Here is a 15,450-nt window from a genome sequence, read left to right on the forward strand (position 1 = left end):
ATCAATGGCTTCAAATAAAATACAATTTAGAAGTATTCACGAACTTAAAGATCGAGATCTTAACCACAAGTTGGCTCAGAAGGAGTTTCAAAATGAACTTCCAGTTGAGGATTTCTTAGGGGATTCCGATAAGATGAACAACGGTAGTACTTCCAGAAGAGACTTCCTAAAACTATTAGGCTTCTCTACTGCAGCGGTTACTTTAGCAGCTTGCGAAGCTCCGGTTATCAAGACGATTCCTTATGTTGTAAAACCGCATAGCATTATTCCTGGGATTCCCAATTATTATGCTTCTACCTATTTTGACGGTTTTGATTTTGCAAGTGTTTTGGTAAAAACAAGAGAGGGAAGACCAATCAAGATTGATCCAAATCCAGCAGCAAGCGAATTAGGGAAAACCAATGCAAGAGCTCAGGCAAGTATTTTGTCATTATATGATAATGATAAAATTAAACAACCTAAGTTTGATAAGAAAGATGCTACTTTCGATAAAGTTGATACTTATGTGTTAGATGCACTTACTGAAACCCAAAGTGCTGGTAAGAAAATCGTTTTACTATCTCATTCGTATGCTTCACCAAGTTTCAAGAAAGTTTTTGCTGATTTCAAAGCAAAATATCCTTCTGCAGAATTGGTAACCTACGATGCATATCCTTATGCTGCTGCATTAGACGCGGCAGAAGAGGTATTCGGACAAAGAGCATTACCAGTATATGATTTAAGCAAGACTCAGTTAGTAGTTTCGTTCCAAGCTGATTTCTTAGCTGATTATAACGCTGGAAGTTTAGAAGTATCTTATGCTGCTGCCAGACAACCGGGAGAAAATATGTTGAGACATATTCAGGTTGAGTCTAATATGTCTTTAACTGGTGCTAATGCTGACGAAAGAGTTAGACTTAAGCCAAGTGCAGTAAACAAGACTTTAGTTGAAGTGTATAACGCTTTGAATGGTGGTTCAACTAATGATAAAGAAGCGGCTAAAATTGCTAAAGAACTTCAAGCTAAAGGCAGCAATGCAGTTGTTTTTGCTGATGGTTCAAAAGGGGCTTACGTTTTAGCTCATTTGATTAATCAAAAATTAGGTTCTACTGCTTTTACGGGTAAAGCAAATTACTTGAAAGAGTATAGCGGAGCTAGATATCAAGAATTTTTAGGATGGTTGAACGCTGGCCAAGTTGGAGTATTGATTTCCAATAATGTCAATCCAATCTATTCTCATCATAAAGGTGAAGATTTCAAAAAATCTTTATCTAAAGTTAAACATATCGTTGCGGTTTCTGATAAAAAGAACGAATTGTACGATATGGCAAAAGTGGCGATTCCTGTTGCTAACTGGTTAGAATCTTGGGGTGATATGACTCCTCAATCTGGAGTGTACACATTGATGCAGCCTACGATTCAGAAAGTTTATAAGTCTAGACAAATTGAAGAGTCTCTTCTAGTTTGGACGAACGGAAAGAATAATGCTGCTAATAATTATTATGATTATTTGAAAGCTAATTCAGCTGCTTATTTAGGTGGTTTGAGTTTTAATCAAGCTTTGTATAACGGTTTTGCTGCTTCTGAAGGAGCAACTGGACTTAGTTATGCAGGTGGTAATGGTGCTCAAGCTGTTGCTGAATTAGGTGGCTTCAAAGCTTCTGATTTTGAATTAGTTTTATATACTAAGACTTCAATGGGTGATGGTACACAAGCTAACAACCCTTGGTTGCAAGAGCTTCCTGATCCATTGACGAGACTTTCTTGGGATAATTATTTAACTGTTTCTCCAAAAGATGCAGAGAAATTAGGATTAGAGAATAGTCTTAATGCTAGAATGCAGCTAGACGGAACCAAAGTTAATGTAACTGTTAACGGTGTAACTGTTAAAGATGTTCCAGCATTTATCCAACCAGGGCAAGCTGACGGATCTGTCGGTTTGGCTTTAGGTTATGGAAAGAAACTTTCTGGTAAAGTTGCAGAAACTGGAGTTAATGCTTATCCTCTATTTGATGGTGCTAACACCGTTGTTTCTAATGTGAAAATTGAAAAAGCAGGTGGTGATGAACATGAGTTTGCTGGAATGCAGTTCCAAAATACTTTGATGGGTCGTTACGAGATTGCTAAAGAAGTTCCTTTGGAAACTTTCTTGACTGTTCCTTTTGATGATGAACACCATGGTTGGAACAAGCCTTTGGAGTATCATACGATTAATGGTGCTTTACCTGCAAGAAAAATTGACCTTTGGGATGCATTTGATGATACAGATGGTCCACACTTCAACTTGTCAGTTGACCTTAACTCTTGTACAGGTTGTGGAGCATGTATTATTGCTTGCCAAGCTGAGAACAACGTTCCAGTTGTTGGAAAAGAAGAGGTAAGAATGTCTCGTGATATGTATTGGTTAAGAATTGACCGTTATTATTCTGCAGTTGAAAAGATCGAACCTACAGAACAGGAACAAAGAGGTCTTAATGTTCCTCAGGTATATGATATCTTGATTAAGGAGGCTGAAAATCCTGATGTTATCTTCCAACCAGTAATGTGTCAGCATTGTAACCACGCTCCTTGTGAGACTGTTTGTCCTGTTGCTGCAACATCACATGGTAAACAAGGTCAAAACCAAATGGCATATAACAGATGTATCGGTACAAGATATTGTGCGAACAACTGTCCATATAAAGTAAGAAGATTTAATTGGTTTACATATTCATTGAATGATAAGTTCGACTTCAATATGAATAATGATTTGGGTAGAATGGTACTTAATCCAGATGTTGTTGTAAGAACAAGAGGGGTTATGGAAAAATGTTCTATGTGTATCCAAAGTACTCAGAATGTTATTCTTGAAGCTAAGAAAGAAGGAAGACCTGTTGCTGATGGAGAATTCCAAACTGCTTGTTCACAAGCTTGTTCAACTGGAGCAATGAAGTTTGGAGATATGAATGATAAAAACTCTGAAGTTAGAAAGTTATACTCTAGCAATAGAAGATATTTATTATTAGAGGAAATCGGTACTAAGCCTAATGTTTTCTATCATACTAAGATTAGAAACAGAAAGGAGGTTAAAGAATCAAAAGAAAAAGAAGTTTAAATAATAATAAGCGAGAACACATGTCACATTACGAAGCCCCGATAAGGGAACCTTTAATTATTGGTCACAAAACCTACCACGATATTACGGAGGACATTGCAAGACCAATCGAGGAAAGAGCAGGAAAGCTATGGTGGATTTCATTCTATGCCGCATTGGCTCTTTTCATATACGGATTTGGATGTATAGCTTATACTATTGGAACCGGAATTGGAGCGTGGGGACTGAATAGAACCATTAACTGGGGATGGGATATTACCAACTTCGTTTGGTGGGTAGGTATCGGTCACGCCGGGACTCTTATTTCTGCGGTACTATTATTATTTAGACAAAGATGGAGAATGTCCGTTAACCGTTCTGCGGAGGCGATGACTATCTTTGCAGTTGTACAGGCAGCTATCTTCCCTGTTATTCACATGGGTAGAGTTTGGGTAGGATATTGGGTTTTCCCATTACCTAACCAATTTGGATCTCTTTGGACCAACTTTAACTCTCCACTACTTTGGGACGTATTTGCAATCTCTACTTATTTCTCAGTATCCACAGTTTTCTGGTTCATGGGACTTATCCCTGACTTTGCAATGATTAGAGATAGAGCAAAGACTCCTTGGACGAAAAGAATTTATACATTCCTTGCCTTTGGATGGGGTGGTAAAGCAAAACATTGGCAAAGATTCGAAGAACTTTCTTTGGTTCTTGCAGGTTTGGCTACACCACTTGTATTCTCGGTACACACAACCGTATCCTTTGACTTTGCTACTTCAGTAATTAAAGGATGGCACTCAACAATTTATCCTCCTTACTTCGTTGCTGGAGCAATATTCTCTGGATTTGCGATGGTACAGACACTATTGTTAGTTGCAAGAAAGGTTTGTCATTTGGAAGATTATATCACCATGTACCACATCGAGATTATGAATATCGTAATCATTGTAACGGGTGGTATGGTAACAGTAGCTTATTCATGTGAGTATTTTATCGCTTGGTATTCTGGAAGTAGATTCGAAGATTTCGCATATCTTACACCAGGAGCTGCAACTGGACCTTATTGGTGGGCATTCTGGTCATTGATTATCTGTAACCTTGTTGTGCCAGCGTTATTCTGGTTCAAGAAAGTAAGAACTAATATTATTGCAACATTTATCATTGCATTAATTATCAATATCGGGATGTGGTTTGAGAGATTTGATATTATTGTTATCAACTTATCAAGAGATTACTTACCTGGATCTTGGACAATGTTTAAGCCAACAATTATTGACGTTGGAGTATATTTAGGAACAATTGGTTTCTTCTCTGTACTATTCTTATTATATGCAAGAACATTCCCTGTAATTGCACAGGCTGAATTAAAGAGTATTTTGAAAATTTCCGGTGAAACTTATAAAGCAAAAGAAGGAGATGAGCACCACTAAAATAATATACGGAGTTTACGCCGACGATGATGAATTGATGACTGGCGTTAAAACTTTCATGGACAAAGGAATTAAGATTAACGAAGTCTATACGCCATTTCCGGTTCACGGGTTGGATAAAGCTTTGGGTCTTAGAAAAACTAGAATTTCGGATGCGGCATTTATTTATGCAGTATATGGAGTAACCATTGGATCATTAGTAACATGGTATGTTATGAATCATGATTGGCCTCAGAATATTGGTGGTAAGCCTGCATTCGATTGGGGACATAATATGCCAGCATTTGTTGTTCCAATGTTTGAATTAATGGTTTTCTGTGCAGCGCACATGATGTCATTGACTTTCTTAGTAAGAAATAAAATGTATCCTGGTGCAAAACCGCAGAATCCAGATCCTAGAACAACAGATGATAAGTTTATGATGGAGTTTGTACCAAGTGATGATAATGAGTTTAATGCAATTAAACAAATTTTGATTGATACAGGAGTTGAAGAAATTACAGTAAAAGATGCTTAAAATGAAAAAACATATTATAAAGCTTTCTGCTATTTTAGGTTTATCAGCAATTGTTTTTAACTCTTGTGGACCAAAAGATAATGCGCCGTTAGTATATTTTCCAGACATGTATTTCCCAGTGGCTTATGATCCTTTGATGAAAGCAGAAGATGCTTACTCTGATCATGAGAATGAGATTCCAGCATTCGTTAAGAATTTTGGTGCAACGGGTCTTACTCCTGTGGATGGAACGGTAGCTAGAAATAAAGATGGGGTTGTTGATGCTAATTCTTCAAAAACTTTAACAGCTGAAGAATATAACGCAGGATATGATGCTTCAAAATTGGTAACTGCTTCTCCTTTGAATCCAGCTAATGCTAAAAAGGATTTGGAGAGAGGAAAGGCATTATATGATAAAACTTGTGCGGCTTGTCACGGTGCGACTGGTGATGGGCAAGGAAGTATTGTTCAGTCTGGTGCTTTTTCAGGTGTTCCAAAGTATAGTGACCGTGAGATTACAGTAGGATCTGTACATTATGTACTTTCTTATGGTAGAAACTCAATGGGTTCTTATGCGGGGCAGCTTAATGCAGGTGACAGATGGAGAGTTGCAATGTACGTAATGGATGCTTTTAAAGGAAGTGTTCCAGCTGCTGCCACTACTGATGCGGCTGCTGCTACGGCAACTCCTGCTAAAACAGATTCTACTGCAACCAAATAAATTTTTAAGATTAAAAAGATGAATGTTTTTCTTCCAAAATTAAAGTTAGTTTCTATCATACTTCTTGTTGCAGGATTGGTATTTTTTGCAGCAGGTTATTTTATCAATCACGGTATTGATGATGCAAAAGTAGAGCAAGTGATGAGCACTGTTCATCCTCCTGGTCAGAAGCATGCGCCTTCTCATTCGAGTGAGATGCACGGCCCACAAGATCATGGAGCACACTTAGAGCATGCAAAGCATCAAATTCATAACAGTCCATTAGCTTCTATTCATTTAGTAGCGGTCTTTTTCTTCGGAGTAAGTTGTGCTGTTTTATTTTTCTATTGTATTCAACATGCTGCACATGCTGGTTGGTCCATTATTGTGACCAGAGTTATGGAAGCTATTGCTAGTTATATTCCTTGGGGTGGTGCAATTCTTATCATTCTTATGGTTCTTAATGTTACTCACAATGGACACTTATTTCATTGGATGGATCCAGAATTGACAGATCCTAATTCTGAGCATTTTGATTCAATATTATTTGGTAAAAAGAAATTCTTGAATATCCCTTTCTACGCAATTAGAACTGTTATCTATGTAGTAGGTGCATCTTTCTTTGCTTGGAAGCTTCGTGCTCAATCTAAGAAAGTTGATGAAACTAGAAACGCTAGAGATTATCAAATGTTGTACAGATGGGCTGTAGGTTATATTGCATTTTTTGGATTTGCTTCTGCAGCTTGGGCTTGGGATTGGTTGATGTCTATTGACCCTCACTGGTACTCTACAATGTATATTTGGTATTCGATGGTGAGTTGCTTATCAAGTGGTATTGCGGTAATCATTATTTTTAGCGTTTATCTTAAAAAGAATGGTTTCTTACCACAGTTTAATGATAACCACTTACACGATTTAGGTAAGTTCCTATTTGCTACAAGTATGCTTTGGACATATACATGGTTTGCGCAGTTTATGTTATATTGGTATGCTAACGTTCCAGAAGAGGTTAATTACTTCTTTGGTAGATTCGAGTACTACTCTGCAACTTTCCTACCGATGTTGATCATCAACTTCTTGATTCCTTTATTGGTGATGGTAAGTTCTAGCATTAAGAGAAATTATTATGTTGTTACAACAATGGCGTTCATCGTAGTTGCAGGACACATTTTAGATTACTTCAATATGGTGATGCCAGGAACTGTTGGTCCTTATTGGATGAGCGCTGATGTATTCTTAACAGTTATTGGTTCGGTATTATTTGTAATGGGATTGTTTATCTTTGTTACAATGACAACAATGTCAAAATTGAAGCTTATTCCTGAAGGAAACCCATTTGTTCACGAATCGAAAATCTTCGAATACCCATTCTAAGATATTATAAGTGACAGAATGAAATATAGATAATCCCAAACACTTTGTTTGGGATTTTTTGTTGGGTATGATTTAGTTTAAATTCCTATTTGCAAAAAAAAAGATTTTTTTGTACTACGGATTTTCTTTAGCTACTTTTTCATGATAGGGAAGATACATTGGAAGCGCCGCAGAACCATACCAAGGAAGGATTTCGTACTCAAAGATTCCTTGTTTGACAGTAGGGTCTTGTTCAATTAACAATTTGACTGCATCAGAATTAGTCTCACTAAGGATAAACAGTCCTCTGTACTGTAGCGAATTTTTAGATAGAGGACCAGCCACAACTAATTTTCCTTCTTTGCTCATTTTCTCCATGTTGGAGAAATGACCTTTGAAGAGTTGGGCTCTTTCTGTTTTATCAGTTATTTTGGAGTCGTTAGGACCGGTTTTCAGAATGACTAAACTATAATTTTTCATTCCGTACTTATCCGCACCAAGAGAGTCTGCAAGCTTTTGATCAAATTGAGTTAGCGGTGTCTCTATTTCGTTTCCATTTTTGCCATTTTCTCCAGGCTTCCCATCTTGTCCATCAGTTCCTCTTGTGATGACACAAGATTGCGCTAAAACAGCCAGAGCTAATCCGTAAATAATCTTTTTCATTCTTTTAATTTTGAATTCTTAAAAATTCTTTTGCTAACTCTATCATTTTCGGGTCACCGGTATATTTTCCTTTTTCGTCTGATAGTTTGACGGTAGGAATCCAATCTCCATTTTGAGCTTGTACACCAATTAACTTCATCACAATATTCATTGGTTTGAGACCAACGTCATTGGTAAGATTGGTTCCAATACCAAATGATACCCCAATTTTTCCTTTACAATAGTCTGCTATTTCTTCAACTTTGGTCAAATTCAATCCATCAGAAAAAATGATGTATTTAAATAATGGATTTATTCCATTGTCCAAATAATGTTTTATCGTTTTGTCGGCGAATTCCAACGGATCTCCGCTGTCATGTCTTACCCCATCAAATAGCTTCGTAAATTTTTTATCGAATTGTCTAAAAAACACATCGGTCGTGAAAGTATCAGATAAGGCAACTCCCAAATCACCACGATAGACATCCACCCAATGTTCTAACGCGATTTCGTTTGCCATCTTGAAGCCGTATTCGGCAGCGTGAAACATGAACCACTCATGTGCGTGCGTTCCGATGGGTTTTACTCCGTATTTCATGGCAAAGTGTACATTGGAGGAACCAATGAATTTGGTATTGTGTTCGTTCATCAATGTTTCTACAACGATATTTTGTACCGAGTAAGAATGTCTTCTTCTTGTCCCAAATTCTGCGAAAGTAACACCTAATTGGTTAAGATGTTTTGCTTTTTCGATGGTGTTTTCGATAACAACTTCATTGGAGTTTCTTTCCATTTTGTTCATCTCGTAATGCAACTCCGAAATCAATGCCAGAAGAGGAACCTCCCAAAGAATTGTTCTGTACCAAAGTCCTTCTACTGTAACTTTCAGTTCTTCTTCGGTTTGTACAATTTTGACTTCGGTCGGGTCATATCGATAACCTTCTAAAAAATCCAAATATGGTAAATCAATGTAGGGACAAGTTTTTTTGAGGAAATCTTTTTCTTGTTTGGTGAGTTTGATTTCCGCCATTGTGTTTACTGCTTCTTGAAGAGTTTCAGCAAACCCATTTGGGAAAAAATGTTTTCCCCGATTAATGAATTCGTATTTTACAATTTGACTTGGAAAAAGTTTGACCACTGCATTTTGCATCGTGATTTTATAGAAGTCATTGTCGAGTATAGATTTAAGACGGATTTTAGTCATTCCTTATTTTTAAGTAAAAGTAAAAAAAATCGCCTTATTAAAGACGATTTTGATTATTGGATTGTAGATTGAATCGAAAAGTATTTATCTACCAAGATAAGCACTGTACATCCAGACTTCTTTTTCTTGTTCGGTAATGTATCCACTCATCAAAGAATTAGTTCCCTCATCATCTGCTTTGTCAGTAATGTCCAGTAATTCTCTTTGCAAATCAATGACAACTTTTAAAGAAGTTAAAATATTTTCCACGCACTTAGTTCCATCGCTTACTTCTTTGCTTTCTTTGATGGTTGATGCCTTGAGATAATCCGAATAATTATGCGCCGGTGTAGCTCCTAAAGTCAAAATACGTTCTGCTATTTCATCTATTTTCAGAACCAAACCATTGTACAACTCTTCGAACTTTGGATGAAGTGTGAAGAATTGGTCACCTTTGATGTTCCAATGTGCACCTCTGGTATTTTGATAAAAAACAGAATAGTTAGCGAGTAAAGTATTCAGTTTTTCTGAAATTTTTTTGCTGTCGGCTTCTTTTAGCCCGATATGATTAGCATTTTTCATAGCGAATATTTTGTGCAAAATTATTCAAAAATGAAAGACTCCGATCAACGAAGCTTATTGAGTTTGTCTATATCACGTATTTTTCTGATAAGATTCATTTTTTTGAGTTTAGCTTTTTTGTCTCTATGATGTTTTTAAAAGAGAAGCAAGATTTTTATACTCAGGATTATTAGGCTCCAACTTCAGTGCTTTCTGTAGGTAAGGTATGGCAGATTTATTGTCTTTATTTTGATAATAGTAGACCGCAAGATTATATAGAATTCTACTGTTACTTGGTTCATAGGCTGAGGCTTGCTTGAGGTCAGCAACCGCAGCTGTTGTATTTTTGAGTTCAAAATTCAGTAAACCTCTTAGGTAATAAGCTTGACCTGACTTAGGCTCTAATTTTATCCAATCATTAAGCGTTTTAAGCGCTTCGGTTGTATTTCCTGTCATGCTATAGCTCGATGCCAAATTAGAATATGCTGGGAAAAGCAATTTATCAGCTTTAATGGCTTTTTTGTATTGAGATATGGCTTTGTCCACTTCATTGTTTTGCAAATAATAGTCTCCTAATTGGATTTTTCCGGTTGAAAAGTCAGCGTTGGCCAAAATCATTTTTAACTGTTCTTCTCTTGCTCTGCTCAGATGGTCTGCATTGATTTCGCTCAAATTTTCTGGGCTAACTCCTCTAAGAAGTTGAACGGCGGCAATTCTTACGGATTTCACAGAGTCATTGATAAATCGAGATGCGACAGAGAGACGTTCTTGCTCAGGTAGACTTTCAAGTTTTTCTAAAGCGTTGAAACGTACAATAGGGGAGGCGTCTTCCAAGCTTTCGATTATAGAGGCAAAGTCTCCTTGCTGGGTGAGTTGTAAGTTATATATTGCCGTTGCACGTGCAATTGCTGGGAAATTGGAGTCGCTTATGAATTTCAGAACGATAGCTCGTTCTGTGTCGGAAAGAACAGATTTGGTGCTCAGTAATAAAGCATCCGAAAAATGCGTTGGACGTTTGTTGCCATACCATTGTGTAATTTGATTTGCAGCCCATTGATTTGACTGATCTTTGTGACATTCGGTACAAGCGTTAGGTGTATTGTAAACTACACTTTGATCTGGTCTGGGAACCCTGAAGCTATGGTCCCTCCTAAAATCATTCCCCATATAGAATCTTCCAGTCATGTGACAGTTGACGCACTGCGCAGATTCGGTGCCTTGCTCATGATAGTGGTGCGAAGGAGAATCATATGAAGGTTTGTGACATTGGAGACACAAATCGTTTCCTTGTTTTTTGAGTTTTAAAGAATGGGTATTGTGACAATCCGAGCATTTGACATCATTGTGGTACATTTTACTTTGTAGAAAAGAACCAGTAACATAATCTTCATCTTTGATCTGACCGTCTGGATAGTAGAAATCGGGAGAAATGACCTGTAAAATAAATTGGTTGTCGTAAGCTTCGTTGGGTTCTATAACTTCTGTGAGTTTTGTTCTTCGCGAATGGCAAGGAGCACACATATTAATTTGGTCAGTTTGAGTGGTCCCTTCTTTTATGAAGGCGTGCTCTCCTTCTTTTGCATCTTTGTTATTCTGTGCCCAAAAGATATGTCGTTCACCAGCGCCGTGACAACTTTCGCAACTCACGTTAATTGATGAGTATGTTGTATTGAATTTATCCGTTTCGGGGTCATAATTCTTTTTTAAGTTCGTAGAATGACATTCGGCGCACATGGTGTTCCAGTTTTGTGCACTTTCGGTCCAGTGCAACCAATCATGAACATCTATTTTGTCACCCACATATTGATGAAACCATTTTTTGTCTAAGGTATTCCATGTTACTCTGAGGACTTGCTTTTTTCCATCGGGGAAATCAACTAGATATTGTTGAAGGGGAGTGACGCCAAAGGTGTAACTTATTTTGTAATCTTTGACGGTGCCATCAATTTCTTTGATGTTGACCCAATAATCATTATTCTTTTTGGTAAAGGAATAAGAAACGCCGTCCAAAACGGTTTTTTGGTTTTCAAAATTTCCAAGAACAGTTTGCTGGTTGGCGATTTGCATCGCTAGATCGTGATGAGAGCCTTTCCATGTATCGTAGTCACCTTTATGACATTCGATACAACTTTTATCGCCTACAAAACCATCTTCATGCTTCAAAGGCATGGCTGAAATTGCTTCGTAGGTATTACTATTTCCGTTACAACTAGTAAGTGCAGCGGTGAAAATTGTGATTAAGGCTAGGAGGTTGGTTAATGTTTTTATTTTATGCATACAGCTAAATTAATGAAAAGTTTTTATTTGACTTTATGTACTTATATGATTAATATCTTTTGTACAATTTTACAAGATTGATGTTGCGGATCATAATCCAAAGCTTTTTTCAAAAAGTTAGTGTAACTACTTGTCAATTAAAAAAATATTCTTACTTTTGCACCTCAAAATAAAAAGGAATTAAATGCCTACTATTCAACAATTAGTAAGAAAAGGAAGAGCCACGCTTGCCAAGAAGAGCAAATCGGCTGCTCTTGATTCTTGTCCACAAAGACGAGGAGTATGTACGAGAGTATATACTACCACTCCTAAGAAACCTAACTCTGCACTTAGAAAAGTTGCAAGGGTAAGACTTTCTAACGGAAAAGAAGTCAACGCTTATATCCCGGGCGAAGGACATAATCTTCAAGAGCACTCGATAGTATTGGTGCGAGGAGGAAGGGTGAAAGACCTACCGGGAGTACGTTACCACATCGTGAGAGGTGCGTTAGACACAGCTGGAGTTAATGGAAGACTTCAAAGAAGATCTAAGTACGGAGCTAAGAGACCAAAAGCGAAAAAGTAATCATTAAATTTTAAGGTACAAGACAATGAGAAAAACAAAAGCGAAAAAAAGACCGTTGTTACCGGATCCAAAATTTAATGATCAATTGGTAACAAGATTCGTAAACAACTTGATGCTTGACGGAAAAAAATCTATTGCGTTCAAAATTTTTTATGATGCATTAGAAATCGTTGAAAACAAAAAAGGAGATGTTGAAAAAACTTCTCTTGAAATCTGGAAAGATGCATTGACTAACGTTATGCCTCACGTAGAAGTAAGATCAAGAAGAATTGGTGGTGCTAACTTCCAAATCCCAATGCCAATCAGAGCTGACAGAAAAATTTCTATGGCAATGAAGTGGTTGATCAAATATGCAAAAGCAAGAAATGACAAGTCTATGGCATTGAAACTTTCTGCAGAGATTTTAGCTGCTTCTAGAGAAGAAGGAGCTGCTTTCAAGAAGAAGACAGATACTCACAAAATGGCGGAAGCTAACAAGGCTTTCTCACACTTTAGATTCTAATAATAATGGGAAGAGATCTTAATTATACACGTAACATTGGTATTGCTGCTCACATTGACGCAGGAAAGACTACCACTACAGAAAGGATATTGTTCTACACTGGTAAGACCCACAAAATTGGTGAGGTACACGAAGGTGCTGCAACAATGGACTGGATGGAGCAGGAAGCAGAAAGAGGTATTACCATTACTTCTGCTGCAACAACTTGTACATGGAACTTTCCAACAGATCAAGGAAAACCTTTAGCTGATACCAAAGGATATCACTTCAATATTATTGATACACCGGGACACGTTGACTTTACAGTAGAGGTTAACAGATCGTTAAGAGTACTTGATGGTCTAGTATTCCTTTTCTCTGCAGTTGATGGTGTTGAGCCTCAGTCTGAAACTAACTGGAGACTTGCGGACAACTATAAAGTTGCTCGTATGGGATTCGTTAACAAAATGGACAGACAAGGGGCAGACTTCCTTAATGTTTGTAAGCAAGTTAAAGAAATGTTGGGGTCTAACGCAGTTCCAATTGTATTACCAATTGGTGCAGAAGAAGACTTCAAAGGAGTAGTTGATTTGATTAAAAACAGAGCTATCGTATGGGATGAAGCTGGTCAAGGTGCAACTTTTGACGTAGTGCCGATTCCAGAAGATATGAAAGCTGAAGTATTGGAATACAGAGAGAAATTGGTAGAAGCTGTAGCTGATTATGATGAAACTTTGATGGAGAAATTCTTCGAAGATCCAGATTCAATTACTGAAGAAGAAATCAACGAAGCTTTGAGAAAAGCAACTATTGATCTTTCTATCATTCCTATGACTTGTGGTTCTTCATTCAAAAACAAAGGAGTTCAGTTTATGTTGGATGCAGTATGTAAATACCTTCCTTCTCCTTTGGATAAGGATAACATCACAGGTACTAATCCAGATACTGACGAAGAAATCGAAAGAAAACCAAGCGTTAACGATCCTTTCTCTGCATTAGCTTTCAAAATTGCTACCGATCCTTTCGTAGGAAGATTAGCATTTTTTAGAGCTTATTCAGGAAGACTTGATGCAGGTTCTTACGTTTTGAACACAAGATCTGGAAACAAAGAAAGAATTTCTAGAATTTATCAGATGCACGCTAATAAGCAAAATCCTGTAGAATTTATTGAAGCAGGAGATATTGGTGCAGCTGTTGGATTTAAAGATATCAAAACAGGAGATACCCTATCTGACGAGAAAAATCCAATCGTTCTAGAATCGATGATTTTCCCAGATCCAGTAATCGGTATCGCTGTTGAACCTAAAACTAAAGCGGATCAAGATAAAATGGGTAACGCTTTGGCTAAATTAGCTGAAGAGGATCCAACTTTCCAAGTAAAGACTGACGAGGCTTCTGGTCAGACTATTATCTCAGGAATGGGAGAGTTACACTTGGATATCATCGTTGACCGTATGAGAAGAGAGTTCAAGGTAGAAGTTAACCAAGGACAACCTCAAGTAGAGTACAAAGAAGCTCTTACACAAAAAGCGAACCACAGAGAAGTTTACAAAAAGCAATCTGGAGGTCGTGGTAAGTTTGCGGATATCGTATTCGAAATTGGTCCAGCGGATGAAGGTAAAGTAGGTCTTGAGTTCATCAACGAAATCAAAGGTGGTAACATTCCAAAAGAATTTATCCCTTCAGTTGAAAAAGGATTCAAGTCTGCAATGAAGAATGGTCCTTTAGCAGGATTTGAAGTTGAAGCAATGAAAGTTACTTTGAAGGATGGATCTTTCCACGCAGTTGACTCCGATCAATTGTCTTTCGAATTAGCTGCTATCATGGGATTCAAAGAATCTGGAAGAGCTGCTAAAGCTGTAATCATGGAACCTATTATGAAGCTTGAAGTGGTAACTCCAGAAGAATACATGGGAGATATCGTAGGAGACCTTAACAGAAGAAGAGGTACCGTTAACGGTATGGATGACAGAAATAACGCTAAAGTTATCAAAGCATTCGTTCCACTTTCTGAAATGTTTGGTTATGTAACTTCGCTTAGAACATTATCTTCTGGTAGAGCAACATCTTCTATGGAGTTCGAGAAATACGAGCCAGCTCCACAGAATATCGCTGAAGAGGTAATCGCAAAAGCTAAAGGTTAATCTTTAAATTGAATTAAAATGTCACAAAGAATCAGAATAAAATTAAAGTCTTACGATTACAATTTGGTAGATAAGTCTGCTGAGAAGATCGTAAAAACAGTAAAAGCGACAGGTGCTGTAGTTAACGGACCAATTCCTTTGCCTACTCACAAAAGAATCTTTACTGTACTTCGTTCTCCGCACGTTAACAAGAAGGCAAGAGAGCAATTCCAACTTTCTGCTCATAAGAGATTGATGGATATCTACTCTTCATCTTCTAAAACTGTGGATGCTTTAATGAAACTTGAATTACCAAGTGGAGTTGACGTAGAAATCAAAGTGTGATTTTAGCATTTGGCTTATCGCTATTAGCTATTTGCCAAAAGCCAAAGACTACTTTGCTATGATATTAATCCGTTCTCGAAAGAGAGCGGATTTTTTCTATGTTATTGTGAAAAGAGAGGTACAAACGACGTGACAATCTTTAGGTATTTTTTTTCATTTAACATAATAAATTAAGTTACATTTTATTAATATAAAAGTTGCATAGCTTTAGTTTTAGTTTAGCTGTACTAATTTTT

At 37.3% G+C, this 15,450-nt stretch carries 13 protein-coding genes; 9 read left to right on the forward strand and 4 right to left on the reverse strand.

All coding sequences use genetic code 11. The annotated features are described in order from the left end of the window. The first annotated feature begins 4 nt into the window (after nucleotides 1-4). Genes AC4AGG_RS06735 through AC4AGG_RS06755 form a run of 5 tightly spaced genes read left to right on the forward strand, consistent with a single transcriptional unit; the run spans nucleotide 5 to nucleotide 7,058 of the window. Complete coding sequence (locus tag AC4AGG_RS06735) at nucleotides 5-3,073, forward strand: TAT-variant-translocated molybdopterin oxidoreductase (protein WP_489771226.1); 3,069 nt, start codon at nucleotides 5-7, stop codon at nucleotides 3,071-3,073. Between the two features lie 20 nt (nucleotides 3,074-3,093). Next, nucleotides 3,094-4,488, forward strand: a complete 1,395-nt coding sequence (nrfD, locus tag AC4AGG_RS06740) for an NrfD/PsrC family molybdoenzyme membrane anchor subunit (RefSeq protein ID WP_489771227.1) — start codon at nucleotides 3,094-3,096, stop codon at nucleotides 4,486-4,488. Next, nucleotides 4,475-5,005 carry a DUF3341 domain-containing protein gene (locus tag AC4AGG_RS06745; RefSeq protein WP_489771228.1) on the forward strand — a complete coding sequence of 177 codons (531 nt, stop codon included), beginning with the start codon at nucleotides 4,475-4,477 and terminating at the stop codon, nucleotides 5,003-5,005. Before nrfD ends, AC4AGG_RS06745 begins: the two co-directional genes overlap by 14 nt. Next, a complete protein-coding gene (locus tag AC4AGG_RS06750) occupies nucleotides 4,998-5,705 on the forward strand; it encodes a c-type cytochrome (RefSeq protein WP_489771229.1) in 708 nt (235 codons plus the stop codon). The genes AC4AGG_RS06745 and AC4AGG_RS06750 overlap by 8 nt, the downstream gene beginning before the upstream one ends. Before the next feature lie 18 nt (nucleotides 5,706-5,723). Further along, nucleotides 5,724-7,058, forward strand: a complete 1,335-nt coding sequence (locus tag AC4AGG_RS06755) for a quinol:cytochrome C oxidoreductase (protein WP_489771230.1) — start codon at nucleotides 5,724-5,726, stop codon at nucleotides 7,056-7,058. 114 nt (nucleotides 7,059-7,172) lie between these two features. Here AC4AGG_RS06755 and AC4AGG_RS06760 read toward each other — a convergent pair whose 3' ends face one another. From AC4AGG_RS06760 to AC4AGG_RS06775, 4 genes are all read right to left on the reverse strand, one after another. Next, nucleotides 7,173-7,700, reverse strand: a complete 528-nt coding sequence (locus AC4AGG_RS06760) for a YciI family protein (RefSeq protein ID WP_489771231.1) — start codon at nucleotides 7,698-7,700, stop codon at nucleotides 7,173-7,175. Nucleotides 7,701-7,704: 4 nt separating this feature from the next. Next, the gene (gene pncB / locus AC4AGG_RS06765; RefSeq protein ID WP_489771232.1) at nucleotides 7,705-8,883 is read right to left on the reverse strand and encodes a nicotinate phosphoribosyltransferase; all 1,179 of its coding nucleotides are present in this window, start codon (nucleotides 8,881-8,883) and stop codon (nucleotides 7,705-7,707) included. Nucleotides 8,884-8,967: 84 nt separating this feature from the next. Further along, nucleotides 8,968-9,444 carry a Dps family protein gene (locus AC4AGG_RS06770; RefSeq protein ID WP_489771233.1) on the reverse strand — a complete coding sequence of 159 codons (477 nt, stop codon included), beginning with the start codon at nucleotides 9,442-9,444 and terminating at the stop codon, nucleotides 8,968-8,970. A gap of 123 nt (nucleotides 9,445-9,567) precedes the next feature. After that, the gene (locus tag AC4AGG_RS06775; protein WP_489771234.1) at nucleotides 9,568-11,700 is read right to left on the reverse strand and encodes a tetratricopeptide repeat protein; all 2,133 of its coding nucleotides are present in this window, start codon (nucleotides 11,698-11,700) and stop codon (nucleotides 9,568-9,570) included. 184 nt (nucleotides 11,701-11,884) lie between these two features. Between AC4AGG_RS06775 and rpsL the strand changes: the two genes are divergently transcribed. The 4 genes from rpsL to rpsJ are packed head-to-tail and all read left to right on the forward strand — an operon-like array spanning nucleotide 11,885 to nucleotide 15,214. Beyond that, nucleotides 11,885-12,265, forward strand: a complete 381-nt coding sequence (gene rpsL / locus AC4AGG_RS06780) for a 30S ribosomal protein S12 (RefSeq protein ID WP_489771235.1) — start codon at nucleotides 11,885-11,887, stop codon at nucleotides 12,263-12,265. A 25-nt stretch (nucleotides 12,266-12,290) separates the two neighbouring features. Beyond that, a complete protein-coding gene (gene rpsG / locus AC4AGG_RS06785; RefSeq protein WP_489771236.1) occupies nucleotides 12,291-12,767 on the forward strand; it encodes a 30S ribosomal protein S7 in 477 nt (158 codons plus the stop codon). Nucleotides 12,768-12,772: 5 nt separating this feature from the next. Continuing rightward, nucleotides 12,773-14,890: an elongation factor G gene (fusA, locus tag AC4AGG_RS06790; RefSeq protein WP_489771237.1), complete on the forward strand. Its 2,118-nt coding sequence runs from the start codon at nucleotides 12,773-12,775 to the stop codon at nucleotides 14,888-14,890. 18 nt (nucleotides 14,891-14,908) lie between these two features. Next, a complete protein-coding gene (gene rpsJ, locus AC4AGG_RS06795; protein ID WP_069800872.1) occupies nucleotides 14,909-15,214 on the forward strand; it encodes a 30S ribosomal protein S10 in 306 nt (101 codons plus the stop codon). Nucleotides 15,215-15,450: the final 236 nt, after the last annotated feature.

This window comes from Chryseobacterium sp. CG10_8, assembly GCF_058117085.1.